Source organism: Kitasatospora sp. Xyl93, from assembly GCF_055383135.1.
Genome location: NZ_AP029185.1, coordinates 6,367,960 through 6,394,576 on the forward strand (window position 1 = coordinate 6,367,960; position 26,617 = coordinate 6,394,576).

Annotated in this window: 9 protein-coding genes and 1 pseudogene; 2 read left to right on the forward strand and 8 right to left on the reverse strand. The window is 73.1% G+C overall.

The genetic code is table 11. The features are described 5' to 3' along the window. Positions 1-19: 19 nt before the first annotated feature. From ACZ5GH_RS27785 to ACZ5GH_RS27800, 4 genes and pseudogenes are all read right to left on the reverse strand, one after another. A complete protein-coding gene (locus ACZ5GH_RS27785; RefSeq protein WP_464335578.1) occupies positions 20-9,775 on the reverse strand; it encodes an amino acid adenylation domain-containing protein in 9,756 nt (3,251 codons plus the stop codon). 498 nt (positions 9,776-10,273) lie between these two features. Continuing rightward, the gene (locus ACZ5GH_RS27790) at positions 10,274-10,486 is read right to left on the reverse strand and encodes an MbtH family protein (protein WP_387758642.1); all 213 of its coding nucleotides are present in this window, start codon (positions 10,484-10,486) and stop codon (positions 10,274-10,276) included. Between the two features lie 69 nt (positions 10,487-10,555). Further along, complete coding sequence (locus tag ACZ5GH_RS27795) at positions 10,556-10,714, reverse strand: hypothetical protein (RefSeq protein ID WP_387758644.1); 159 nt, start codon at positions 10,712-10,714, stop codon at positions 10,556-10,558. A 251-nt stretch (positions 10,715-10,965) separates the two neighbouring features. Next, positions 10,966-12,204: pseudogene (locus ACZ5GH_RS27800) on the reverse strand (IS256 family transposase); the annotation flags it as partial. 338 nt (positions 12,205-12,542) lie between these two features. On the opposite strand from ACZ5GH_RS27800, the gene ACZ5GH_RS27805 reads away from it, so the two are divergent. After that, the gene (locus ACZ5GH_RS27805) at positions 12,543-13,526 is read left to right on the forward strand and encodes a helix-turn-helix transcriptional regulator (RefSeq protein ID WP_464335579.1); all 984 of its coding nucleotides are present in this window, start codon (positions 12,543-12,545) and stop codon (positions 13,524-13,526) included. A gap of 151 nt (positions 13,527-13,677) precedes the next feature. After that, positions 13,678-14,670 (forward strand): DNA cytosine methyltransferase, encoded by a 993-nt coding sequence (locus tag ACZ5GH_RS27810; protein WP_464335580.1) that lies wholly within the window; start codon positions 13,678-13,680, stop codon positions 14,668-14,670. A gap of 109 nt (positions 14,671-14,779) precedes the next feature. On the opposite strand, the gene drmB is transcribed toward ACZ5GH_RS27810, so the two are convergent. From drmB to ACZ5GH_RS27830, 4 genes are read right to left on the reverse strand one after another with little or no spacing between them, the layout of a single operon-like run. Further along, complete coding sequence (gene drmB, locus ACZ5GH_RS27815; protein ID WP_464335581.1) at positions 14,780-16,642, reverse strand: DrmB family protein; 1,863 nt, start codon at positions 16,640-16,642, stop codon at positions 14,780-14,782. Then, the gene (locus ACZ5GH_RS27820; RefSeq protein ID WP_464335582.1) at positions 16,639-19,896 is read right to left on the reverse strand and encodes a helicase-related protein; all 3,258 of its coding nucleotides are present in this window, start codon (positions 19,894-19,896) and stop codon (positions 16,639-16,641) included. The genes drmB and ACZ5GH_RS27820 overlap by 4 nt, the downstream gene beginning before the upstream one ends. Next, on the reverse strand, positions 19,893-21,809 hold the full coding sequence (locus ACZ5GH_RS27825) for a UvrD-helicase domain-containing protein (protein ID WP_464335583.1): 1,917 nt from the start codon (positions 21,807-21,809) through the stop codon (positions 19,893-19,895). Before ACZ5GH_RS27825 ends, ACZ5GH_RS27820 begins: the two co-directional genes overlap by 4 nt. Beyond that, on the reverse strand, positions 21,806-26,572 hold the full coding sequence (locus tag ACZ5GH_RS27830) for a DEAD/DEAH box helicase (protein WP_464335584.1): 4,767 nt from the start codon (positions 26,570-26,572) through the stop codon (positions 21,806-21,808). Before ACZ5GH_RS27830 ends, ACZ5GH_RS27825 begins: the two co-directional genes overlap by 4 nt. Positions 26,573-26,617: the final 45 nt, after the last annotated feature.

Sequence of the window (26,617 nt, forward strand, 5' to 3'; positions counted from 1 at the left end):
GCCCGCGTCCCGCCTCCGGTCAGTCCTGGCCGGGGCGGCGCATCCGTCGCAGGGCCGGGCGGGCCTTCTTCGGCGCGGGCGCCTCCTCGCCCCCGGGCAGGACGGCGGCGAGGGCGGCGACCGTGGGCGCGTCGAACAGGGTGCGGATCGGCAGCTCCGCGCCGAGGGTGGCGCGGATGCGGCTGACCAGCCGGGTGGCGAGCAGCGAGTGGCCGCCGAGGTCGAAGAACCGGTCGTCGATGCTGACCGTGGGCACGCCCAGCACCTCGGCGAACAGGGCGCACAGCTCCCGCTCGCGCTCGGTGCGCGGGGCGCGGCCCTCGGCCGCCCCGGCGTACTCGGGGGCGGGCAGGGCGCGGCGGTCGACCTTGCCGTTGGCGGTGACCGGCAGGCTGTCCAGGACGACCACGGCGGCCGGGAGCATGTAGCCGGCCAGGCGGTCCGCGACGAAGGCGCGCAGTTCGCCGTCGGTGGCCTTGCCGGTGGCGTACACCACCAGGCGCTTGTCGCCCGGCTGGTCCTCGCGGACCACCGCGAGCGCCTGGCCGACGCCCTCGTGGGCGGTGAACGCCGCCTCCACCTCGCCGAGTTCGATCCGGAAGCCGCGGATCTTCACCTGGTCGTCGGCCCGGCCGAGGAACTCCAGCACGCCGTCGGCGGTCCAGCGGGCGAGGTCGCCGGTGCGGTACATCCGGCTGCCCGGCCCGTCGAAGGGGCAGGCGACGAAGCGCTCGGCGCTGAGCGCCGGGCGGCCGACGTAGCCGCGGGCCAGGCCGGCCCCGGCGATGTACAGCTCGCCCGCCACCCCGGCCGGCACCGGCTGCAGGCCGGCGTCCAGCACGTACAGCCGGGTGTTGGCCAGCGGGCGCCCGATCGGCACCGTGCTCGGCACCGCCGCGGCGTCGGGCATCGGGTACTGGGTGGCGCACAGGGTGGTCTCGGTGGGCCCGTAGAGCGCCCGCACCGCGATGCCCGGGACGGCCTCCAGCACCCGGCGCACGGCCGGGGCGGAGACCACGTCGCCGCCGGTCAGCACCTCGCGCACACCGGCGAAGATGCCCGGGTCCTCCTCCGCGATGACCCGGAACAGGCCGGCGGTGACGTGCACGTGGGTGAGCGCGTGGACCCGGACCAGCTGCCGGATGGCGGCCGCGTCCAGGTCGCCCTGCGGCGCGACGACCACCTGGCCGCCGGAGAGCAGCGGCACCCAGATCTCGTAGGTGGAGGCGTCGAAGGCGTGCGGCGCGTGGAACAGCACCCGCAGGCCCTCGTCGTGCCGCCAGCACGGGTCGGTGGCGAGCTGCACCACGTCCCGGTGGCTGATCGCGATGCCCTTGGGCTCGCCGGTGGAGCCGGAGGTGAACATCACGTACGCGAGCTGCTCCGGGTGGGGCGCGGCCCGGTGGGCGCGCCGCTCGCGCGGACCGTCGAACCAGCCCGGGGTGAGCGGCAGGACGGGGCAGGGGGCGTCGGCGGCCAGCGGGTGGTCGCGGTGCGCCGGGTCGACCAGGACGAGCGCGGCGGCCGTCTCGGCGGTGATCCGGCGCAGCCGCTCGGCCGGGTGGCGGTCGTCCAGCGGGACGTAGGTGCCGCCCGCCTTGGCCACCGCGAGGATCGCCGTCAGCAGGTCGGCGGAGCGGTCCATCAGCAGGACCACCGGCGTCTCGGCGCCGACCCCGGCGCCGGCCAGGTGGGCCGCCAGGTGCTCGGCCCGGGACTCCAGTTCGGCGTAGCTGAGGGTGCCGTCCTCGGCGACCACGGCCGGCGCGTCGGGGGTGGCGGCGGCCCGCGCCTCGAACAGCTCCGGCAGGGTCGCGTCCGGGAAGGGCGCGGCGGTGTCGTTCCAGCCGGTGAGCAGCTGCTCGCGCTCGGCCGGGGCGAGGACCTCGATGCCGCCGATCGGCGCGTCCGGGGTGGCGACGGCGGCGCGCAGCACCCGCAGCAGCCGCTCGCCGACGGCGGCCGCGGTGGCGTGGTCGAAGAGGTCGACCGCGTACTCGACCGCCACCGTCAGACCCGCCTGCGGGCCCTGCTCGGTGAAGCGGAAGGACAGGTCGAACTTGGCCACGTCCAGCTCGAAGGGGTGCTCCGCGCAGCCCAGGCCGCCGAAGGAGTCCGGCACCGTGACCCGGCTCTCCAGGGCCACCAGGGTCTGGAAGAGCGGGTGGCGGGCCGGGGTGCGGGTCGGGTTGAGGTGTTCGACCAGGCGCTCGAAGGGGATGTCCTGGTGGTCGTAGGCGTCCAGGTCGGTGCGGCGGACCCGGTCGAGCAGTTCCCGGAAGGTCGGGTCGCCGCTGGTGTCGGTGCGCAGCGGCAGGGTGTTGACGAAGAAGCCGACCAGGTCGTCCAGGGCCTCGTCGGTGCGGCCGGCCACCGGGGTGCCGAGCGGCAGGTCGGTGCCGGCGCCGAGGCGGGTGTAGAGGACGGCGACCGCGGCCTGCAGCGCCATGAACAGGCTGGCGTTCTGCGCTGCCGCCAACTCGCCGAGAGCACTGTGCAGGTCGGCGTCGACGGCGACCTCCACCAGGCCGCCCCGGTGCCCCGGCACGGTCGGGCGCGGACGGTCGTAGGGGAGCGCCAGCTCCTCCGGGGCGTCGGCCAGGGCCTGCTGCCAGTAGGCGAGTTGGTCGGTCAGCAGGGCGCTGGGCTGCTCCTCGGTGCCGAGCAGTTCGCGCTGCCAGAGGGTGTAGTCGGCGTACTGCACCGGCAGCGGCGCGCGGTCCGGCGCGCTGCCGGTGCGGCGGGCCTGGTAGGCCTCGGCGAGGTCGCGGAAGAGCGGGGCGGTCGACCAGCCGTCGGTGGCGATGTGGTGCATCAGCACCAGCAGGACGTGCTCGTCGTGCGGCAGCGACAGCAGGGTGGCGCGCACCGGCAGGTCGTGGGCGAGGTCGAAGACCTCCTCGCCGGCCGTGACCAGCGCGGTCCGCAGCTCCGCCTCGTCCGCCACCCGCACCTGGCGCAGGGAGAACCCGTCCGCGTCGGTCACCAGTTGGTGCGGGCGGCCGTCGACGGTCGGGAAGACGGTGCGCAGCACCTCGTGCCGGCGCACCACGTCCCGGACCGCCTCCTCCAGGGCGGGGACGTCGACGGCGCCGGTGAGCCGGACCGCGACCGGGGTGTTGTAGAGCGCGCTCGGACCCTCGAACTGCTCGATGAACCAGAGGCGTTGCTGGGCCGAGGAGAGCGGCACGCGCTCCGGCCGCTCGGCCGGCCGCAGGGCCGGACGGGCCGCCGCGGAGTCGGGCAGCGCGGCGGACAGCAGGGCCACCGTCGGGTTGTCGAAGAGGGTGCGGATCGGCAGCTCGGCGCCGAGGCCGGCCCGGATGCGGCTGACCAGCTTGGTGGCGAGCAGCGAGTGGCCGCCGCGGTCGAAGAAGTTGTCGTCGATGCTGATCCGGGTGAGCCCCAGGACCTCGGCGAACAGCCCGCACAGGGCCTGCTCGGCGGCGTTGCGCGGCTCGCGGCCGCCGTCGGCGCCGTTGTAGTCGGGCGCGGGCAGGGCCTTGCGGTCCACCTTGCCGTTGGGGTTCACCGGCAGCTCGTCGAGGACCACGATCGCGGCCGGCAGCATGTAGCCGGGCAGCCGCTCGGTGACGAAGTCGCGCAGTTCCTCGGACCGCACCTCGCCGGTGACGTACGCGACCAGGCGCTTGTCGCCCGGCTGGTCCTGGCGGACCGCCACGCAGACCTGGCCGACCGCCGGGTGGGCGGTGAACGCCGCCTCCACCTCGCCGAGTTCGATCCGGAAGCCGCGCAGCTTCACCTGGTCGTCCGCTCGACCGACGAACTCCAGTTCGCCCGTGGGCGTCCAGCGCACCACGTCGCCGGTGCGGTACATCCGCCCGCCGGGCTCGCCGAAGGGGCAGGCCACGAAGCGCTCGGAGGTCAGGCCGGGGCGGCGGACGTAGCCGCGGGCCAGGCCGGAGCCGCCGATGTACAGCTCGCCGGCCACGCCGACCGGCACCGGGCGCAGCCCGGCGTCCAGCACGTACAGCCGGTTGTTGGGCAGCGGCCGGCCGATCGGGACGATGTTCGGCACCTCGGCGGCCGAGGTCATCGGGAAGTGCGTGGCGAAGGTGGTCGTCTCGGTCGGCCCGTAGACGTTGATCAGCCGCAGTCCGGGGCAGGTGTCCAGCACCCGCCGCATGGCGACCGGCGAGGCGATGTCGCCGCCCGTCCACACCTCGTGCAGCCCGGCGAAGGTCTCCGGGGCCTCGGCGGCCAGCACGTTGAAGAGGCCGACGCTGATCCAGGCCGAGGTGGTCCGCTCGTGGCCGATCACCGCCGCCAGCTCGGCGATGCCCAGCCGGCCGGCCGGGGCGATCACCAGCTGGCCGCCGGAGAGCAGCGGGGTCCAGATCTCGTAGGTGGAGGCGTCGAAGGCGGAGGGGGCGTGCACCGGGAGCCGCTCGTGGCCGCCGCCGGTGAACTGCCCGCCGAGCGCGAGGTCCACCACGGCGCGGTGGGTGATGGCGATGCCCTTGGGCACGCCGGTCGAGCCGGAGGTGTGCATCACGTACACCAACTGGTCGGCCCGCTGCGGCAGTCCGAGGTTCTCCGGGTGCTCCTCGGCGTGCGGGTCGAGCACCGTCAGCCCGGCCAGCGCGGGGTGGTCGCGGTGCGCGGCGTCGGCCAGCACCAGCTCGGCGCCGGCGTCGGCGAGGACGGTCCGCAGCCGGTCCGTCGGCTGGGCGTCGTCCAGCGGCACGTACAGGCCGCCGGCCTTGAGCACGGCCAGGATCGCCACGATCTGGGCGGCCGAGCGGTCGATCATCAGGGCGACCGGGGTCTCCCGGACGACCCCGGCCTCGACCAGCCGCCGCGCCAGGCCGTTGGCCCGGGCGTTGAGCTGGGCGTAGGTGAGTTCGGCGTCGTCGGCGGTGAGCGCGATCGCGTCCGGGTCGGCGGCGACCCGGGCCTCGAACAGCTCGGGCAGCGAGCCCTCCGGCAGCGGGCTGCTGGTGCCGCTCCACCCGGTGACCAGCTCGGCGCGTTCGGCCTCGGTCAACACCTCGACGGTGCCGACGAGTTCGGCCGGGTCGGCGACGATCCGGTCGAGCAGCGCGAGGAAGCGGTCCAGGAAGGCGCGGGCCTCCTCGGGGCCGAAGGCGTCCGGCTGGTGGTCCAGGCGCAGCTGGAGGCCGTCGCCGGGGGTGAGGGCGAGCACCAGCGGGTAGTGGGCGCTGTCGACGTCCTCGACCAGGGTGACGCGGGTGGCGCCGCTCGGGTCGGCGTCGTCCAGGGCGGACGGGTCCGGGTAGTTGCCGTACACCGTGACGGTGTCGAACAGGCTGCCCATGCCGGCGAGTTGCTGGATCTCGGTGAGGCTGAGGTGCTGGTGGTCCAGCAGCGCGGACTGCTCGTGCTGGAGGCGCAGCAGCAGCTGGCCCCAGCTCTCCGCCTGGTCCAGGCGCACCCGCACCGGGACGGTGTTGATGAGCAGGCCCATCATCCGCTCCACGCCCGGCAGGTCGTGCGGCCGGCCGGAGACGGTGGTGCCGAACAGCACGTCCTCGCGCCCGGTGAGCCGGGCCAGCAGCACGCCCCAGGCCGCCTGGACCAGGGTGTTGAGGGTGACGCCGTAGCGGCGGGCGGTGCGGGACAGCGCCTCGGTGGTCTCCGGGCTGAGCCCGGTGTGCAGGCGCAGCGGCAGCTGCGGGGCGCCGGCGGAGCGGCCGGGGGCGAGCAGGGTGGGCTCGTCGGCACCGGCCAGGGCCTGGGCCCAGGCGGCGCGGGCGGCCGCGCCGTCGCGCCGGGAGATCCAGCGCAGGTACTCGCGGTACGGGGCCGCCGGGGCCAGCGGCTGCTCGAAGTACAGGCCCCACAGCTCCTCGGCGAACAGCGGGGTGGACCAGCCGTCCAGCAGGATGTGGTGCGCGGAGGCGATCAGCTGGTGGCGCTCGGGGGCGAGCCTGAGCAGGGTGTAGCGCAGCAGCGGCGGGCGGTCGAGGTCGAAGCGCCGGCCGTACTCGGCGGCGGCGATCCGGGCGGCCTCGGCCCGCGGGTCGGCGTGGGCGCTCAGGTCGACGACGGTGAAGGGCAGTTCGACGCCGTCCGGGACGACCTGCACGGGCGGACCGTCGTGCCGCTGGTGGAACGCGGCCCTGAGGTTCGGCTGGCGGACCAGCAGCGCCTCGGCGGCGGCGCGCAGCCGCTCGGCGTCCACCGGGCCGGTGAGGTCGAAGGTCACGACCGAGGTGTAGACGTCCGCGCCGTCGGCGTCGTACGCCGAGTGGAAGGCCATGCCCTGCTGGAGCGGCGAGGTGGGCCAGACGTCCGCCAGGCGGGCGGGGGCGTGGTGGGCTGCGAGCCCGTCCAGCTCGTCCTGGGTGACGGTGACCAGCGGGAAGTCGGAGGGGGTGTGCCCGCCCGCGTCCGGCCGTTCGGCGTGCTCGGCGAGCGCGCCCAGCGCGGCGAACCAGGCCTCGGCGAAGGCGCGCACCCGCTCCTCGGAGAGCAGTCCGGTGGCGTAGGACCACTGGGCGACCAGCAACGGGCCCTGCGGGGTGTCCACGGTGGTGGCGTCCAGGCCGAGCACCCGGCCGAGCGCGAGGCCGGTCGCGGCACCCTCGCTCATCGCCTCTGTGCCGTCCAGCACGTCCTCGGCGGTGACGCCCTCGGGCGCGAAGCGGCCCAGGTAGTTGAACTCGATCTGCGGGTCGGCGCAGGCTTCGAGGACGGCGGCGGTGGCCGGGTTGAGGTGGCGCAGCAGGCCGAAGCCGATGCCGTTGTCCGGGACGGCGCGCAGCTGCTCCTTCACCCGGCCGAGGGCCCGGCCGAGCTCGGGGCCGGCCGCGGTGACCTCGGACCAGTCCAGCTCCCCGGGGGCGAGCCGGACGGGGTAGACGGAGGTGAACCAGCCGGCGGTGCGGTGCAGGTCGACGCCGTCGACGATCTCCTCGCGGCCGTGGCCCTCCACGGTGACCAGCACGGCGCCGTCCGGCCCGGTGGTCTCCCGGCCGCGCCAGTGGCCGAGGGCCAGCGCGAGAGCGGTCAGCAGCACGTCGTTGACCTGGGCGTGGTAGGCGGTGGTGACCTTGGTGAGCAGCGCCTGGGTGGTCTCGGCGGGCAGCACCAGCCGCAGCAGGCCCTCGGTGGCGTAGGTGTCCTGCGCCGGGTCCAGCGGACGGTCGCCGAGCAACGGGTCCGGGGTGTCCAGCGCGGCCTGCCAGAAAGGGAGTTCGGCGGCCCGGCGGTCGGTCTGCGCCTCGGCGGTGAGCCGCTGCGCCCAGCGGCGGAAGGAGGTGGGCACCGGCGCGAGCTCGACGGCGCGGTCCTCGCGGAGCGCGGCGAGCGCGCCGAGCAGGTCCTCCTCGACGATGCGCCAGGTGACGCCGTCCACCACCAGGTGGTGGATCACCAGCAGCAGCTGCGAGGGCTGCTCCGGGCCGGCGTCGAAGCGCACGGCCTGGACCATCCGGCCGTCCTCGGGGGACAGCCGCCCGCGGGCGGCGGCGGTCTCGGCGCGCAGCGCCTCCGCGGTGGCCGGGCCCTCGACGCGGCGCAGCACGCCGTCGGCGGGGACGGTGCCGGGCTCGGGCACGTGCAGCGTCCACGGGCGCTCGGCGAGCGGGGAGGTGCGGGCGCGGAACAGGTCGTGGTGGTCGAGCAGCGCCTGGACGGCGGTGGTCAGGTGCTCCTGGGTGGTGCCGGCGGGCAGGGTGAGCAGGGTGGACTGGTAGAAGCTCTCGACCGCGCCGTGCTGCGCCGCCAGCCAGTGCACGATCGGCGTCGGCGGCACCTCGCCGAGGCCGGCCCCGGCGGGCTCGACGACGACCGGCCCCTCCAGCGGACGGGCGATCTGCGCCAGCGCCTCGACGGTCGGGGCGAGGAACACCTCGCGCGGGGTGAGCTGGAGGCCCGCGTGCCGGGCCCGGGAGACCAGCTGGATGGCCACGATGGAGTCGCCGCCCAGCTCGAAGAAGGAGTCCGTGACGCCGACCCGGGGCAGGCCCAGGACCTCGCCGAACAGCCGGACGAGGGTGTGCTCCAGCTCCCCGGCGGGGGCCCGGCCGTCCTCCTCGCCGGCGCCGAACACCGGCGCGGGCAGGGCGCGCTTGTCCACCTTGCCGTTGGGGGTGAGCGGCAGCCGGTCGAGCACCACGACGGTGGGCACCATGTGGTCGGGCAGCCGCTCGGCGCAGTACGCCCGCAGCTCGGCCGGGTCGGCGGCGCCGACGGTGTAGCCGACCAGCCGGCGCTCGCCGGGGCGGTCCTCGCGGACCAGGACGACGGCCTGGCGCACCTCGGGGTGGGCGGAGAGGGTCTGCTCGATCTCGCCGAGCTCCACCCGGAAGCCGCGGATCTTCACCTGGTCGTCGGCCCGGCCGAGGAAGTCCAGCTGGCCGTCCGGGCGGTAGCTGCCGAGGTCGCCGGTGCGGTACATCCGCTCGCCGGGCCCGCCGTACGGGTCGGCCACGAAGCGCTCGGCGGTCAGGCCGGGGCGGTTCAGGTAGCCGCGGGCCAGGTGCGGGCCGGCGAGGTACAGCTCGCCCACGGTGCCCGGCTCGACCGGGCGCAGCAGCTCGTCCAGCACGTGGATGCGCACGTCCTGGCAGGGCCGGCCGATCGGGGGCAGCTCCTCGCCGGTGAGCGGCTCGCTCATGCTGACGATGACGGTGGCCTCGGTGGGCCCGTAGCTGTTGAGCATCAGCCGGCCGCGGCCGCAGCGGGCGGCCAGCTCGCGGGAGACCGCCTCGCCGCCGCCGATCAGGGTGCGCAGCGAGGGCATCGGCAGGTCGGGCAGGGTGGAGATCATCGCGGTGGCGACGTCGGCGTGGGTGACGCCGAACCGGTCGATCAGGGCGGCCAGCGGCTCGCCGACCAGCTGGCTCTGGTCGCTCGGCAGCACCAGGGCGGCGCCGGTGGTGAGCGCCACGGACAGGTCGGAGACGGAGACGTCGAAGCTGAGCGAGGAGGCCTGGAGCACCCGGCTGCCGGGGCCGACCCCGGTGGCGGCGACCTGGGTGCCGACCATGCTGGGCAGCCCGGTGTGGGTGACGGCCACGCCCTTGGGCACGCCGGTGGAGCCGGAGGTGTAGATGACGTACGCGGTGTTCGGCGCGCTGACCGGCCGGATCCGCTCGGCGGCGGTGAAGGGCGCGGCGTCCCGGGCGGCGAGGTCCGCCAGGTGCTCGGCGGAGTCGATCAGCAGCCGGGGGGCGTCGGTGGCGGGCAGCTGCCCGGCGGCCGCGGCGGTGGTGAGCACCAGGGCGGCGCGGGAGTCGGTCAGCATGTGGCGCAGCCGCTCGGCCGGGTAGGCCGGGTCGGCGGGCAGCCAGGCGGCGCCGGTCTTGGCGACGGCGAGGATCGCGGCGATCGCCTCGGGGGACTTCGGCAGGGCCAGCGCGACGACGTCCTCGGTGCCCAGGCCGCGGGCGGCCAGCACCCGGGCCAGCCGGTTGGCGCGGGCGTCGAGTTCGGCGTAGGTGAGGGTGGTGCCCTCGGCGTACAGCGCGGGGGCGTCCGGGGTGCGGGCGACCTGGGCGTCGACCAGCTCGGTGAGGGTGGGACGGGTGTCGGTGCCGGCCAGCCGGGCGGCCAGCGCGGCGGGGGTGGCGGCGTCCGACAGGACGGCCGGCGCCAGGCGGACGCCGAACTCGGCGTGCACCCGGGCCAGCAGCCGCTCGGCGGCGGGCTGGTCGCCGCCCAGGTCGAAGAAGCCCGCCGCGGGGTCGACCGACTCCCGGCCGAGCACCTCCGCGAACAGTCGGCACAGCACCTCGGCCGCTTCCGGCCGCTGCTCGGATCTGTGCGTCTGCTGGACCCCGGACATGTGACTCTCTCCCTCGTGCGGCTGGCCCCCGCGGTGACGGGAGCGGCGAGCTGGGTGACCCCGGGGCGGTCGGCCCGACGGTCGGCGGAGCGATGTTGCGGTCGTTGTGCGGTGCTGCGGTGTGCTTCGTGTGACGGCCGCGCGGCGCACCGGTGCGGTGCGGCGGTGCGGAGCGTGGGTACGCGCCGGTGCCGTTCGATGCACGCGCGTAGACGTCGGACACGGGAACGTGCCGACGGCGGGACGGTGCGGCCGCGCGGCGGCGGGGTGTCGCGGGGGTGTGGTGACGCGGTGTCGGCGGGTTCCGGCGGATCGGTGGGCCGACGACCGGGGGAGCGGCCGGTGGGGGGCGGCTCCGGCGTGGTGCTGCGCCGGGGGAGCGGCGGGCCGGGCCAGGCGCCGAGGCGGGGTGGCCGGGTGAGCGGCCGCTCGGCGTGGAGCCCGTACGGGGACCGCGTGGAGTTCAGCGGTCCGTCGGTCGGTGCGCGGTGACCGGGGTCAGTGCTCGGACAGGTGGGCGATCAGGCTCTTCGGGCGCAGGTCCTGCCAGTTCTGCTCGACGTAGTCCAGGCAGTCCTGCCGTCCGGCGGCGCCGAACACCTGCTGCCAGCCGGCGGGCACCGGGCTGAAGGCCGGCCACAGCGAGTGCTGGCCCTCGTCGTTCACCAGGACGAGGTAGCTGGCCTCGGCGTCCTCGAACGGGTTAGCCATCGTCGGTTCCTCTCTGGATCGGAGCGTTGCGAGAAGGGGAGGAGCGGGCTGGTCGGACGGAGCCGCGGCTCACGCACCCCAGCCGGAGTCGTCGCTGGGACCGTGGTGGGCGGTGACGGAGACCGTGGACAGGGACTGCCCGGCGTGGAGTTGGAGGCCCACCACGGCGGCCAGCAGAACAGCGAGTATCCCGAGCATCTTGTGGACGCGTACGGCAAGGCTTGGCATCGCGAATTCCTCTTCCTGAGGAGGGCGGTCTGCCCTCTTCGCTCTGAAACGCATCCTGCCGAAGGCTCAAACGTGCTTGGAAGCTCTGACTGTGATCGTGAACACGCAATGCGGGAACCGGAAGCCCGGGCAGATCGTGTCAAAAGCAGACAGACATGATCCAAATCCCACCGGGCCCTGTCAGATCAGTGGTGGGAACTCTGATGGCGGGGACATCGGAGCGCGGGGGCGGGCACTCCGGCCCGCCGCAGCGAACCCCGGCGCAGTTCCTCCCGGACCGCGGGCCAGTCCTCGACCCACGGCCGGCCCGTCCCGGACGGCGACTCCAGGGCGAGCGTCGCCAGGTAGGCGCGCTTGAGCGCGGCCCGCTCGTCCTGCACCCGGCCCGCGGCCTGCTCGATCCGGCGCAGCCGGGCGTGCAACCGCTCCAGCGCGCCCCCGCCCGTCAACAGCCGCCGCGCCTCCGGGCCGAAGCGGAAGCCGGGCGCCAGCAGCGGCCAGGCCGACCGCCACACCCGGAACACCTCGCGGTGGCTCGGCCCCCACTCCCGCTCGGCCTGGCCGAGCCGCTCCAGCGCGGCGGCCTCGGTCGGCGCCGTACAGGTCTCCCGCAGCGCCCGCGCCAGCGCGCCCCAGTCCTCGCCGGGCGCGTGCCGCAGCGCCGCGTGCAGCAGATGGGCCACCGAACCGTGCACCACCGTGCGCGGCCACTGCTCGGCCGCCGCCTCGGCCAGCACCGCGCCGGTGCCGCCCACCAGCACCCAGACCTCCCGCACCCCGCGCTCGGCGAGCCCGGCCAGCACCTGCGGCCACTCCTCCCCGTCCGCGGCCGGCCACAGGCCCAGCACCTCGCGCCGGCCCTCGACCGAGATCCCGAGCGCCAGGTGCACCAGCGGCCCGCCCGAGCGGCCGCTGCGCACCGAGTCGACGAAGACCACCGGGTAGACCGGGTCGAGCCGCCGCCCGCGCCGCTCGGCCAGCTCGTCGAGCACCTGGTCGGTGATGGCCGAGACGGTCTCCCGGCTGAGCTCCACGCCGTACACCTCGGCCAGGTGCGCCACCAGCTCGCCCGAGCTGAGGCCGCGCGCGGTCAGCGAGATCACCAGCCGGTCGAGCCCGGGCAGCCGGCGGGCCCGGGGCAGCACGGACTTGGGGGTGAAACTGCCCTCGCGGTCCCGGGGCACCCGCACCTCGACCGGACCGATCTCGGTGAGCAGCCGTCTGGCCCGGGCGCCGTTGCGGCCGTTGGTGCCGGTGCCGGAACCCGTACCGGAGCCGGAGCCGCGCAGGTGCTCCTGGAGTTCGAGCTCCAGGGCGCCCTCGATCAGCTGCTTGGCGAAGGCCTGGAGGATCCCGCCGTCGCCCAGCAGCCGGACGGCGCCGGAGCCGACCTGTGCGGCGGCGGCCTCCGCCAACTGTCGTACCAGGCGCTGGTCCACCAGACCGGCGAGGGCGGCGGGCAGTGCCGCCGGGTCGGAGTCAGCTCGCAACTGGGGGTGCCTTCCGTCTGTAGGCCGTTCCATGCACCGGTCACCCGCTCCCGGCGCCCCGGACGGGACACCAGGTGCGATGCGCCGGCAATCCCCCGGTCACCGCCGCCGGGTGAGGCCGTGTCCGCGACCGTCACCGTCGGCTCCCCCACTTGCGTGCACGCCCGACTACCGTCAGCCGATGATTTCCGCGCCCATTGGGCGTACACTCACGGCTGTCGGAGCCCGGGGGGCGGCCTCCGAACGGCAGTCGATTCCATCTTGCCGGTTCGGATGCCTGGCGGTAGCCGGTACGGGCATTCGTGAAATCGCAATGCCGAAGCCGGAAGGATGCCCAGATGTGCCCAACCCAGGACAATTGCGCGGAAACGGGAACCCCCCAGCTCTGCGACCGGGGCATCGAGTTCTACCGCATCGCGCTGGCGGAGGGGGAGGCGAACGGTGAGGCGCCCGAATGCCTGCTCGCGATGGGTCTGCTGCGTCCGCTGCCCGGCTCGGGCGAGCGGCTGGCCCCCGTCCCGCCCGACATCGCCGCCACCGGCTTAACGCGACCGATCGAACTCGCCGTCCTGGCCCAGCAGGAGCGGCTCGCCGAACTGCACACCTCCTTCACCGCCGCCGAGCACGCCTACCGGGACGTCATGCGCCGGGCGCAGTTGCCGATCCGGCTGCTGGCCGGGGAGGAGATCAACCCCGCGCTGGAGAAGGCCGTCGCCGGCTGCACCGAGGAACTGCTCACCGCCCAGCCCGGCGGCGGCCGCGCCCCCGAGCGACTGGCCGACGCGCTCCCGCGCGACCTCGCGCTGGCCGACCGCGGCGTGCGCCAGCGCACCCTCTACCAGCACACCGTGCGCTCGCACGGCCCGACGCTGGCGTACATCGAGCAGGTCACCGCCAAGGGCGCCCAGGTGCGCACCCTGCACGAGGTCTTCGACCGGGTGATCATCTGCGACCGCTCCACCGCCTTCATCCCGGCCGGCGCCGACCGGGAGGCCGCGGCGATCCTCATCCAGCTCCCGCCGCTGGTCGAGTACCTGCTCAAGATCTTCGAGCTGATGTGGGACCGCGCCGAGCCGGTCACCTACCAGCAGGGCCACCACCGGCCCCGGCTGCTGACCGCCCGCACCCGTCAGAACGTGCTGCGGCTGATGGTCAACGGCTACACCGACGAGGCCATCGCCTCCCGCCTCGGCATGAGCACCCGCACCGTCTCCAGCCACATCCAGAAGGCCAGCGAACTCCTCGGCAGCCGCAGCCGCGGCCACCTCGGCTACATCATCGCCCGCCAGGGCGTCCTCGACGAACCCCTCGACGAACTCTGAGCATCACGGCCCGCACCCGCCGGCTCGAGCACCACAGGGCAGTGGGTGCGGGCAGTGCGCCGTGCGTATCCTGACCGTCGACTCCCGTCAGCGGGGACAACGTCATCGGCGGTCAGGGCCCGGCCGTTGCGGAGTTCTCCGAAGAACCCAAATGGTGATCATGGAAACGTCCCATCCCGACCGTCTGACCTGCCTCGCTGTCTGCGCCGGCGCGGGTGGCCTCGCGCTCGGCCTCGAACAGGCGGGGTTCCACCCGGTGTTGCTGCTGGACAACCGCCCGGTGGCTTGCGAGACGTTGCGGCTGAACCGTCCGGACTGGAACGTCCTCGAAGCCGATCTCCTCGACTTCGATCCGGAGGAGCACCGGGAGAGTTACGACGTGGACCTGCTGGCCGCCGGCCTGCCCCGGGTGAAGGCGAGCGCCGCGGTGCGGCGCGAGGACAGCGCGGAGGAGCTCCGGCTGCTCGAGGCGACGGTCATGCTCCTGCACGGCGTCCAGCCGCGCGCCCTGCTCGTCGAGAACCTCGCCGAGTTGGCCTGCAAACCGGCGTACGAATCCATCCGCTCGGACGTCGAGACCGAGCTCGGACATCTCGGGTACCAGCACCGCTGGTTCGTCGTCAACGCCATGGAGCACGGTGTGCCCCAGGACCGCAAGCAGGGGATCCTGGTGGCACTGAAGGGGGAGCGCATCCGGGACTTCGTCCCTCCGGCCGTCGACACCGAGCCGCCGCTCACCGTGGGCGAGGCGCTGGGCGAATCGATGGCGGACGGCGGTTGGCCGCACGCCGCCGCCTGGGCCGCCCAGGCCACACGGGTCGCGCCGACGCTGGTCGGGGGTTCCTGGAAGCGGGGCGGGGCGGATCTCGGTCCCACCGGATCGAAGCGTTCCTGGGCCCGGATGCGGGTGAACGGCGGCACCGTCGCCGATGCGGTGCCCGGGCCCGACCATGCCTGGGATCCCGCACCCGACGGCGCGGACCTGGTGGCGCTGACCGTGGAGCAGGCAGCGCGACTGCAAGGGTTCCCCGCCGACTGGTCCTTCGCCGGCCCCAAGACCCTTCGCTACCGTCAGGTGGGGCAAGCGGTGCCGCCCCCGGTGGGCCGGGCCCTGGGGCTTGCGATCCGGGCAGCGTTGGGGTGACACGGGGCCGTACCGCGGAGCAGCCGGTGAATCGAGCCGTGCGGGCCAGGTGACGCCGGGGCCGGACGGCACACTCGGTGTCATCCGGCCCGGCGTCACCGCCCGGTGCTCAGTGGGTGAGCAGGTGCGAGAGGAAGCCGATCGACGGGTCCTCCGGCGTGCCGACGAGCAGGGCCCGGTCCAGCAGGCCGTTGTTGTACTCGCAACTGGTCTCCGGCAGCATTACGCAGGCGTGACAGGCAGCCAGATTGGTGCCGCCGGCGCCGGAGATCTCGGTCTCGATGCAGAGCGGGTCGGCGGAGCACCACTCGGCCCGATGGACGGCCGAGCGTACGGCCTGGGCCAGTCGGTCGACCTCCCCCTGGGCGACCAGGCCGCCGAGGCTGCCGGCCGAGTCGCTGGTGGCCGTGTAGATCAGCACACCGGCCATCTCGTCGCCCGAGTAGATCCGTTCGCGCAGCGAGGCGGCGGGGTAGCCCGAGTCCAGGCTCCACTCGTTGATCATCACGTGTGCGAAGGTGTGCAGCAGTGCCATCCGCGGGGTGGCGGGGGAGTCAGGCACCCTGGCCGGGTCGGAGGCCCGCTCGGTGAGGACCTGTTGGTGGCGGTGTCGCATGCCTGCCACGCGGTCGGCGACGGCGGGCAGTCCGGCCCATGCGTCCAACCGCTCCTCATCGAACCGGAGGAACACCCCCTCGCCGTGGACCTCCATGGCGGGCAGCCAGTCGGTACGAGTGAGCGACAACTCCGCCTCGTGGCCCTCGGAGGACGTCTCCGGATCGATGACCCGAGTGAAGGCCTTGAGGGCGCGGACCTCGCGGAGCTTCTTCACCAGCATCGGAGTGACCAGGCCGAGGTCGATCAGGGGCTTCTCGTCGCCGATCGGCGGCTCACAGACGAACTGCTCGGTGTGACGGCCGGATTCCTCCGGGTTGCCTGCGCAGAGGCGCTGGTACTCCAGGTCGCGCAGGGCGCGGTAGCGCTGCTCCTGGTCGCGATCGGGAGTGTCCTCGGTGGACGGGTCCTCGGCTTCCATCGCGGAGATCAGGTTCAGGACCTGCTGGGGGCTCACCGGGGGTGTGGACCCCTTGAAGATGTACTTCAGGTGGATGGCGATCTGGTCGAGGTCCGAACACGTGCGGAGATCGTCCCAGTGCTCGTCCAGGGCGTGCACCCGGGTGTCGCTCCATGGCGGGATGGACAGGGCCGAGCGCAGCACCGGCTGCCAGACGGAGGATGAACCGCGCTGGAGGGTCCGCGGAGTCCGGGAGCAGGAAACCCTATCGGCACCCTTCAGCCACGGGCGCTCGCCCGGACAGTCGATGTTCAGCTCCTTGAGGGCGCCGGCCCGGAAGGATCCCTCCATCGACACCTCGGGCACCCCGCAGGAACAGGAGAGCACCACCGAACGGAGGGACGAGGTGCGACCCGACGACCGAAGGCTCATCCGGCCGTCGCAGACCACCGGCACGCCTTCCCCGCGACGACGCCGGTGCAGCCACCCTCGGTACGGGAAGTCGGAGATGTGCCCGTCCTCGCAGGCGATCACGAAACGGGAGGGCACCAGCGGTTCCCCGCACTCGCCGCACTCGTTGCGTCCGGGAGGAGAATTGAACTTTCGCACGTGGTCCAGCGCGTGGCACTCGGGGCAGTGGTGCCAGAGCGGGAAGCGGCGCACCCGGATGCCGTCGCGGCTGCCGTCGCCGGAGGCGGGCGGAAGCCGGAAGTGCGTCACTCCCAGCACCCGGGCGAGGCGGGGTTCGCAAATCACCGGGGCCTCGTCGCGGGGCCACTGCTCGGCCGCGCCGTCGATGCCCGAGACGATGAAGGACTCCTGCTCCACGGCGACCAACGAACCCACACCGTAGGTGGTGATGGCCTGGGCCCGACGGACCGCGCCCCGGCGGGGCAGGTTGTGGGCCGGAGCGGCGGAGCCGGCGGTGCGCCGTCGACGGGACGGGGGCGGGGTCATCGGGATGCCTCCATGAACAGGGCGGACTCGGCGTCGACGTCACGCAGGGACCACAGGGTCTCCCACGCCTCGACGTCCTCCAGGGCGTCGTCGTAAGGCTTGAGCAGCGAGGGAGCGGAACGTCCGCGCTTCGGTTCGTAGCACAGGCCGTCGTTCGCCTCGGCCTCGTCGTACCACCACTGGACGAACTCGTCGAAGGCCGCCTCGACGTGGGCGAGCTCTTCCGGGGCGACGTTCGCGACCCGGTCGAGGATCAGCGGGCGGATCCGGTCCCGCAGCTCCTCGTGGAAGACGTCGATCCTCCCCGCGTCCTCGTCCCTGCGGGCCGCCGGGATCAGGATACGGGCCAGCGCGACGATCACCGCGTGCAGGCCGCGATCGCGAGCCCGGGCCGAGAACGGCGTGACCGAGGTGGATTCGACCTCACGGTAGAGCGCGGAGTGGAAGCGCTGGAAGTTCTCGTAGTGTGAACGGTCCCGTGAACGAGCAGAGTTGAGCATCACCGCGACCAGCCCCGGGTGGGCGCGGCCGACCCGGCTGGTCGCCTGGATGTACTCGGCGGTGGTCTGGGGCTGGCCCATGACGGCCATCAGGCCGAGCCGGTCCACGTCCACGCCGACGGCGATCATGTTGGTGGCCAGGAGCACGTCCACCACGTCCGCCGCGTCGCCGTCCGTCAGTCTGCGCTCGATCTGCTTCAGACGGGCCGGGATGTCGCTGGCGTCCACTCGGCTGGTCAGCTCGGAGTAGTTGCCGACGGAGCGCGGCTCTTGGCCGTCGCGCTCGGCCAGGTGGTCCAGGTAGGCCACGACGTCGTCGTGGACCTGGAGTTCGGCTGCGGACAACAGACGAAGGCTGTTGAAGTAGCCGACCAGGGTCCAGTAGGCGTCACGCACGTCCTCGTCCGCGTCGGTGCGCAGCGCCTGGTGGAGCAGGGTGGCGTAGGTGCGGATCAGCAGGGTGGACTGGCTCGTGCCGGGGGTGAGCAGACCCACGTAGCGGCGGGACGCCTTCTCGTTCGCGGAGGTCTCCACGGCGAACCAGGAATCGCGGGCGTCCAGTCCGGCGGGCGGGAACTGTCGCACCTCGCGGGAGAACAGCGCCCTTCCCTGGTCGGCAGCCCGGCGGATCGTCGCGGTGGAGGCGATCACCTTGGGCCGGTCCGCGAGCACGTCGACGGCGGTTTCGTACAGACCGGTCAGGGTGCCCAGCGGTCCGGAGATCAGGTGCAGCTCGTCCTGCACGATCAACTCCGGTGGAGGGGTGGAGTCCTGGCGGTCCCGGTTGAAGAGGGCGGCGGTCTGTTCGCGCCACGGCATCGAGGCGAACTTGTCGACGGTGGCGATCACCAGGGTGGGCCGGGCCGCGTACACCGCCTGGTCGACCAGGTGAACCGGTAGTCCGCCGGAGAACGGGCAGTCACTGCCTGGGCAGCGTACGTCCATCCGCTTGGCCTCCTCGTCCACCGAGTAGCGGTGGGCGTCGAGAGCGGTCCCGCACCACGGACAGGCGTGCAACTGGACGGGATTCTCCGTCTGGAGCACCCGGCCGGCGCGGGCGGCGGCGAGCTGCCGGGAGGCCGCCTCCAGGGTGTTCGGAGTGGCGGAGCGGCCCACCCACATGCCGATGGAGATCTCCTCGTGGCCCAGTTCCTCGGGGTTCTCCAGGCGCATCCGTTCCATGGCGCAGATCAGGATCGCGGCGCGCTCGAACTGCTGGAGGGTCAGCAAGCGCAGGGTGTAGCGCATCAGGACGGCGACGCCGCCGCCGGCCGGGCCCAGTCGCTTGCGGCGCAGGAAGGTGGTCAGCGCGATCAGGCCCAGGTAGGCCTCGGTCTTGCCACCACCGGTGGGGAACCACAGCAGGTCGGACACGCCCCGGTCGGGGTGCTCCCGTTCGTCCACCCCGGCCAGGCACAGCAGTACGAAGGCGATCTGGAACGGGCGCCAGCGTGCCTTGGCCGGGTCGGGTTCGCCGATCCGACCGTCCTTGACCCAGCCGGCCCGGGCCCGTTGGGTCGCCATCGCCCGATTGGCCAGGCGGAACGCCCACATCAGGTCGGGCTTGTCGCGCAGCAGCGAGATGCCCTCCCGGATCCGTTCCAGGGCCTCGCGACAGGCGCGAACCTGATCGGTGGCGGCCGGTCCGTAGGAGGTGTCGGCGAGTTCGGCGGCCTCGTCCCGCTTCCGCTCGATCCAGCGCTCGTAGCCGTCGGCCAGCCCTTCCAGCGCGGCGATCACCTCGGCGTCCGCAGCCTCGGCGAGACCGAGCATGGTGAGGGCGCTCGCGTCGATCGTCGGGTTGGAGTCGGTGAGCAGCACCTCGTGCGTCGGCACGAACTCGGTGCGCACCTCACTCACCCCGGCCGGGACCACGTCGGTGAGGCCGATCGGGGGCGGGGTCCAGTCCCACACCGCTGCGCAGCCGTGGCCGGTGGCGAAGGTGGGGGCGTGCCGGTGCAGAAGTCGGCTGCTCTCCAGCTCGGAGTCCACGGCGGACAGGGTGGTCGAACGTTCCACGAAGGCGCTCGATCCTTCGGCGGCACGGACCGTCAGCCCCACCTGGAACAGGGCGAAGGCATCCTGGAGTTCCCGCTCGCCGACCCGCTGCTCGTTCACCAGGGTGACCGTGACGGTGACCGTGCCGGTCTCCTGTGACGGTCGGCGGACGTGCACGTCCAGTCGGACCTTGCGGTCGATCGGGTAGTACTCCTCACGACGACCCGGGCTGTCGAGGTCGATCGGGACGTCCGGCAGGTCGAGCTCCACTCGGCGCCAGTGCTCCCGCTGGTCGGAGGTGGTGCGGGCCTCGCTGCGACGCGCCGAGATCCTGCGGCCCTCGGCGTCCTCCGGTTCGTACGCGGCGGCGCGGGCCGAGACCACGATCTGCCGGCATTCGGTGAGGTCGACCGCGAAGGTCAGGCCGACGCTGGAGGGCCGCCGGCCGCCGGAGTCGGGGCGGTCCACGTTGGGGCCCGACTCGTCGAGGCCGGCGGACCTGGGCAGGGGCTCCTCGTCGAGGCCGTTCTGTTCCTCGTCGTCCTCCGCGAGGCGCCGGGTCGCCGCGGCGTCCGCCGGGCGGGGGTAGAGCACACCGATGGGATAGCGGGTGATCGGGGCGTCCTGATCCAGGACCTCGGCCCGGTCCTCGGCGGTGTCTCCGGTGTCGGGACCCAGCAGCTCGCGGCGGAGCCGGGACACCAGGTCCTCACGGACCCGGTAGTGCTGGGCATGCTGCCCTGCGTGGATGGTCATTCCTGCTCCTCCTCGGCTCCGGCGTCGTGCCGGAACCGTCCGATTCCGCTGATGCGAGGGGCGATCCACACCCCGTGGTCACCGAGGCCCGCGTTGGCGCCGGCAGCGGGACTGCCCGCCACCGACTCCAGACAGTCGATCCGCAGCCCGGAGATCTCCCGGGGCCAGCGGATCTCCCACGTCGAGCCGACCTTCAGGACGGAGTGCAACTGGCTTCGGAAGGCTTCGGAGGCGTCACCGATCTCCCGACCGTCGTGCAGCAGGGCGTACCGAGGGCTCTGGTCGGGGCCCATGGGGAAGTCGTCGCGCAGTCGGAACGCCACCGCGTCCCCAGGCCGTACCCGCTCCAGCAGGTACGCCTGGGCGCCGGGGGCGTCGGCCTGGGCGTCGGCAGGTTCCAGGGCGTCCACGTCCCCGGCCCGGACCTCGATGCCGTCGCGCCGCCACTGCAGGCGCTGGTTCGGGACTCCCCGGTACAGCCGTCCGGTCGGTTTGTGCCGGAGCACCGTCACAGTGTCGGGCGGGGCGACGCGGTACAGATCCTCCCGAGCCCGGGTCATCGCCACGTAGAGGGTCCGGGCCTCGGCGGGCACGTCGAGTTCCTCGATCCGCCGGCGCAGCTCGGCGACGGTGGGCGGATTGAGCACGATCACCCGGTCGAACTCGAGACCCTTGGAGCGGTGCACCGTGGACACCACGAGCCGGGCCGGTTCCGGATCGGCCAGCTCGTCCGGGAACCGGCGCTCCGCCACCAGGCGGCGCAGGCGCACCACGTCGACGGTGCCCCGGCCGGTGCCGCGTGCCGCCGACCGCAGGGAGCGCCACACCCGGTCGAGGTCGGTGCCCTCGGGCAGGGGGACAGCGCTGAGCAGTGCGCGCAGTCGCTCCTCGGTCAGGGTGGCGGCCGCGGTCCGACGCAGGACTTCGGCGACCCAGTACGGGATCGGCCGGTCCCGCAGCGGGTGACGCAGGGCGTGCGGGACCCCCTGGGTGTGCAGCAGTTCCGAGACCACCAGTGCCTGTCGGTTGTCGCGACACAGGATCGCGCAGGTGCCGGGGAAGGACCGCAGGGTGTCCAACGTGAACGAGTCGGTGAACGAGCCGAGGTCGGGCAGGTCGAGCAGCAGCTCGCGCAGCTCCTCGTGAAGGCGTTCGGCGGCCGCGTCCGCGCCCTCGGGGGCACTGCCGATGGCCTGGACGGCGGGTCCGAGCGCGAGCGCGGTGCGAGCCTCGGGGGTGACGGCCCGGAAGTTCCGGGTCAACCGCAGCTCCTCCAGATCGTCGGCGTAGGAGATCCGGACCCAGCGGAGGAAGAGGTCGGCGCGATCGGCGTATTCCTCCGGGTCCTCGATCTGGAAGTCGTAGATCGCCTGGGCCGAGTCGCCGACCAGGGTGAACCCGCAGGAGTCCTGGAGCCGGTCGAGCAGCGACTCCACCATCTCTCGGCGCGCACCCACCAGGTCCTGCACCTCGTCGATGACGACGTGGGTCGGCGGCCCAGCCTCCAGGACCTCCAGTGCTCCCTTCTCGATCGCGTCGGTGGCCGCCCGGATCCGCTCGTCGAAGGAGAGCGCCGACCACTCGCCGTCCGGATGGGCCTGGAGCAGTAGGGAGTAGGCCCAGGAGTCGAAGGTCTGCACCCGTACCCGTCGCGCGTGTTCGCCGTGCCGGGCGATCCGGTCCCGCAGTTCCCGGACGGCGGCGCGGGAGAAGCTGAGGACGAGCAATTCGGAGGCCTCCAAGCCCTCGTCCGGGTCGACATGCCCGACGAGCGCGTCCATCCGGCGCACCAGGGTGTGGGTCTTGCCCGTCCCTGCCCCCGCGGTGACCAGCAGCCGGGTGTCCCACGGCCGGTCCACGACGGCCTGCTGCTCGGCGGTGAGGGCGGGACCGTCCTCGGGGCGGGTGGTCATCGGTTGCTCCACAGGTGCTCGAACTGCGTGAAGGCGAGGGCGGTGTCGAAGTTCCGGATGTTGTCGCGCACGTTGAGGATGAGGCAGGTGTCCTTGCCGCCGTTGCGAGGGCCCCGTAGGCCTCGTCCGATCATCTGCTGGTACACGTTCGGGCTGTAGACGGGGCGGGCGACGACCACCGCGCGGGTGGCCGGGGCGTCGAAGCCTTGGGTGAGCACGCCGTAGTTGGTCAGCACCCGCACCCGGCCGTCGCGGAAGTCCCGGATGCGGGTCCGACGGTCGGCGTCGGAGGTGGTGGCGTCCACCGAGGAGGCGGAGATCTCCTGGTCCACCAGCATGGCGGCCAGGAGCTTGGCGTGTTCCACGGAGGTGGCGAACACCAGCACGGGCCAGCTCTCGTCCATCGCCGCAACCTCTTCGACGATGCGGCGGCTGCGGTCGTGGTCCTCCGCCAGCCGCTGCTCGGCGGCCTTGGACAGCAGGCTGAACTGTTCGGCGCTCTCACGCTCCTGGCGGGACAGCTCGATGGTGCCGCCGGTCAGCTCCCTGTGTTCGACGCGTGCCAGCACGCCGATCTCCTGGAGGTACCCGTAGGCGTCGTCGGAGGGGAAGACCCCCTCGTCCAGCCTCCGGGAGCCGAACCTGTTGACCAGCCGGCGGGTCTCCTCCTCGTTGTGGCCGCGGAACGGGGTGGCGGTGAGGCCGAGCAGGTGCCGTTCCGTTTGGTGCTGGGTCAGACCGAGCAGGCTCAGGATCTCGGTGTAGCTCGGACTGGTCGCGACGTGAGCTTCGTCGACCACCACCAGCGCGGCTTTCCGCAGCCAGGCGTAGCGGTCGGTGTCCAGGCACACCCGGAGCTTGGCATCGGTGGCCACCACCAGTTGAGGCCCGTGGGTGACCGGGGCAGCCTCGTTCGACGTCCACAGCCGGTTGATCGTCAGCCGCTCCTGCGCGCCGGCCTTGCTCCAGACGAACTGCCAGCTCTGCACGGCCTGTTCGCACAGTTCCTCGGTCTGGGCGATCCACAGGATCGGCCCCTTCAGCGTGCCGGCCTGCTTGACCCAACGGATGACGGCCTCGGCGGTGACGCGCGTCTTGCCGGCGCCGGTGGGCAGGGAGAGCATGGCACGCTGCGGGGCGAGTCGGTCCAGCATCTCGAAGATGTTGAGGGCGAGACGCTCCTGGTAGTCGTGCAAGCGTGGGAAGTCCCGAGGGCCTTCCACGGTCAGGCTCTGTTCGAGGGCCGGGGCCCGGTAGCCGGCGAAGGGAGCGGGCAGACCGAGCTCGGCGACGAAGGAGACCGCTGCCGGCCCCCCGGTGTAGGAGGACGGGGCACTCGGGAAGCGTTCCTGGATGTCGCGTGCATGGGTCTTGAGCACGGTGTCGCCGTGCGCGTTGAACGCCATCTGCGCGATCCGTCGGCCGGTGGGCTCCTCCTCGCCCGGGACCTGACGCTCGGCCTCCATGAGGCCGGAGGGAAGACGGTCACGCAGAGCCTCCGCGCCGATCAGCAGTTCCAGCTTGGCCGTCACGTCCTCGGCCTCACGGATCGCCTTGAGCGCGGACCGCACCTTCTCGTCCTGCTCCTGGCGGGCCTGGGCCTCCAGGAGTGCCCGGCAACCGGCCTCGCCCATCCGAAGGCCCAACTCGCGGTCCACGGCCCGGAGGGTGCCCAGCCGGTCCAGCGAGTCCACGACCTTGATCACGTTGCCCTGGCGGGCGCTCTCCAAGGACTTCGCCCGGGCGCCGTGCGGGGTGCGGACCACCTCCTCCAGCGTCGAGCAGCGCAGCATGGAGTAGGTGCCGACGGAGCTGCCCATCTTCTGCCGCAGCGTCGGGAACTCCTCGCCCAGCGGAACCGGTTCCACGCTCGACTCGTGTCGGGTCTCCCGGCTGACGACGTCGTCGTGGCGCAGCATGCCCCACTGCTCGACCATGAGGTCGGCGGACTCCCGGTCCGGCATCAGCAGCGCGGGCACCCGCTCGGCCTGCAAGGAGCGGTACTCCTCCTGGTTCGCGGCGACGGCGATCTCGCCGTCAGCCCGGGTGTCCCAGGCGTCACCGATCCGGCAGCGGGTGAGGGAGTCCTCGGGGAAGGGGATCTCCAACCGGGTCAACAGCGCGTAGGTGGAACCGACGAAGGTGTCGTCCTCGCTCTCCTGGAGCTTCCCCAGGAGCTGCTCCCACTGCTTCGGACGGACCTTCTCGACGCTGTCGGCCAGCCCCAGCTTGCGGGCCTTCTCCGCGCTGATCGATGCCACCGGGAGCACATCACGGTACGCGGCGAGCTGAGGCCCCACGGCCTCGGTGAGGAGCTTGAGGCCCTGCGAGGTGCTCACCCGGCCGTGCCGGGTGAGCACCCAGCGGACCGGGGACCACACCGCCTGGCGGGTACCGGTCTGCGCCCCGATCTGCAGCGTCCAGTTCGCGAGCAGCGCGTCTTCGGGCAGTGCCTGGAGGAAGTTCGCACGGGCCTCCTCCGAGAGCCGGGGCAGCAGGTGCAGCGGCCCGCCGACAGCAGCGCCCTCGATCCTGGTCCTGGCCAGGGTCGGCCGGCTCGCCTGGTCATCGAGCGTGCGGCAGTACGCCTTGTGGATGGCTTCCCGGTACTCCTCGAACCAGGGCTCCTCCTCGGGCCTGTGACCGGAGGTCGGGCGGTCCCGCAGGCCCAACCCGCGGAAGAAACCCGCGTCATCGGAGTGGAAGCGGATGTCCACCGCGATCTCGGGGTCGCTCTCGGCGGTGACGACCACACCGGGAAGCAGGCAGTCGCGCATGGCATGGAAGCGGCCGTCCGCTGTCCGTACCATCAGCGTCTCCATCGGCGCGGCCACTCGCTTGGTCACCTCGTGGCCGACCACGGAGGCGCCCGCCCGGTGGAAGAGCTCCCAGAACCGGTTCCACTCCTGTGGGCCGTAGGAGCCGAAGCCCTGCTCGAGGACGCTCACGAAGCGCCCACGGACGTCCGCCTCCTGGATCCCGAGGGCGGTGAGGGCGGAGTGCAGTGACGGGTCGTCGGACAGGGCGCGATCCACGTAGACCAGCGACTCCCGCAGGCCGTCCTCTTCGGTGCGGCGGTACACCACACTGCCGAGCGGGGCGACCAGGCCGTGTTCCTCGGTGAGCACGATCCTGGCCCGGCGGGCCTCCGCGGCGCAGCCGGCGTTCGAGCCGATCATGTCGGCGACGATCCGGACGGCGGCCGCCGAGGCCTCCGCGGTGCCGTCGGAGACCAGTGCCTCCAGCCAGTCGACGACCGAAGCCCTCCCGCGGCGGGCCGCAGCCAGGATGTGGTGAACCTTGCCCGCCCTCAGATCGGTGGCCTCGACCGAGGGGTGCACCCAGTCACGGGGGCGTCCGGGGTAGGCGTGCCATACACCCAGCCAGCGGTTGACCGCGGTGCTGTCCTTCCCGAGGTCCGGGTGGATGTTCAGGCTGCTGGGGACGCGCAGGACGCCGTCCTGGTCGGGCAGCGACGGACGCGCTGCGGCGGTGGCCCAGATCTGCTCGGTGAGCAGCCGGTCGGCCCAACTGATCGTCTCCACGCCCTTGGAACGCCCCGGCAGCAGCGGGAGGTACGCGCCGGGGTCCTCCGCCGGCGCGAGTTCGGGCAGCGAGTCGACCACCAGGCCGGCAGCGGTCCGGATCATCTCGACGTTGAACGGTGAGGAGTCCAACAGGTTCTGCCTGTCCTCGTTGGTCTTCCACGCCCCGTTCAGGATGCCGCTCAGGGTCATCTCGTACTTGGTCGGGAAGAAGGACCAGAACCGGCCGCGCCCCCGGGCATCGGTGGCGCCGAGCAGCCCCCGCTCGTCCGCTGCGCTGTAGGCCGGGACGGCCCAGGCCAGGTCGACGGTCAGCCGGTCGTGCAGCTCGCCGGCGTCGCGTCGGGCGACCTCGCTCGGTTCGTGGGTGCGGGTGAAGACCCGCCACCGCGAGGTCGCCGGCGTCTTGCCGATCCGCTCCTCCCGGATCGTGTGCAGGTTGCCGGCCTGCTCGGAGTGCAGGGCCCGGCGTGCGACCGGGCGGGGCCGGCGGTCCTCCAGGACCACCTGACCCACGTGCGGGGAGAACAGGTGGAAACCGGAGGGGAACTCCTCGCGGGTGTCGTGACCGGCGGTGCCCTGGTGGCCGTGCATGTCCTTGCCCAGCCGGTCGGCGGCGCCGGGCAGCAGCGGGAGGCGGACCACCGTGGTGGCCCACTCCAGCAGTTCGTCCAGTACCTGGTCCTTGAGGCGCTCGGCCGCCATGTCCAGTTCCCGCGCCATGCGCAGTACGGGCGCCTCGAACTCTGCGCCGAGCCGCTCGCGCACTCCGGGCACGTTCCGGATCAGCTCGTAGGACCAGGCCCGGTCGAACCCGAAGCTGCCCTCGCGGCTGAAGAACTCGGGCGCGTCGGTGACCACCAGGACCGACTTCACCCCCACGCCGAACCGGCCGATCTGACCGCCGCGCTTGCGGGACATGCTCATGCGCAGGATGGTCTCAGCGCCATCGGGCGTCACGGGGTTGCCCTGGTTGGCGCAGTACAGGTGGGTGCCGGTGAGCACGACGTGGATCCGGCCGCCGGGCTCGTCGCGCAACTCGTCGGCCGCGTTCTGGACGAGCTCGAAGAGCTGCCGGTCGCCGTACCCGCCCTGGGTGATGCGGCGTTCGCCGTTGGCGTGTTCGGGGATCAGGCCCGGGTCGACGGCATAGGTCTCCAGGACGCGGCGGGACTGCTCGACGACGGTACGGATCACGGGGGACTGCGGGTCGGCCACGGATGGTTCCACTTCGGGTGCGGAGGGAGGGTGGGCGAGGGACGC

What these genes read in the sequence shown, in the direction of transcription:
- ACZ5GH_RS27795 (WP_387758644.1), bottom strand. Translation starts at nt 10,714, where the DNA reads ATGCCAAGCCTTGCCGTACGCGTCCACAAGATGCTCGGGATACTCGCT.
- ACZ5GH_RS27825 (WP_464335583.1), bottom strand. Translation starts at nt 21,809, where the DNA reads ATGACCACCCGCCCCGAGGACGGTCCCGCCCTCACCGCCGAGCAGCAG.
- ACZ5GH_RS27790 (WP_387758642.1), bottom strand. Translation starts at nt 10,486, where the DNA reads ATGGCTAACCCGTTCGAGGACGCCGAGGCCAGCTACCTCGTCCTGGTG.
- ACZ5GH_RS27820 (WP_464335582.1), bottom strand. Translation starts at nt 19,896, where the DNA reads ATGACCATCCACGCAGGGCAGCATGCCCAGCACTACCGGGTCCGTGAG.
- ACZ5GH_RS27810 (WP_464335580.1), top strand. Translation starts at nt 13,678, where the DNA reads ATGGTGATCATGGAAACGTCCCATCCCGACCGTCTGACCTGCCTCGCT.
- ACZ5GH_RS27785 (WP_464335578.1), bottom strand. Translation starts at nt 9,775, where the DNA reads ATGTCCGGGGTCCAGCAGACGCACAGATCCGAGCAGCGGCCGGAAGCG.
- ACZ5GH_RS27805 (WP_464335579.1), top strand. Translation starts at nt 12,543, where the DNA reads ATGTGCCCAACCCAGGACAATTGCGCGGAAACGGGAACCCCCCAGCTC.
- drmB (WP_464335581.1), bottom strand. Translation starts at nt 16,642, where the DNA reads ATGACCCCGCCCCCGTCCCGTCGACGGCGCACCGCCGGCTCCGCCGCT.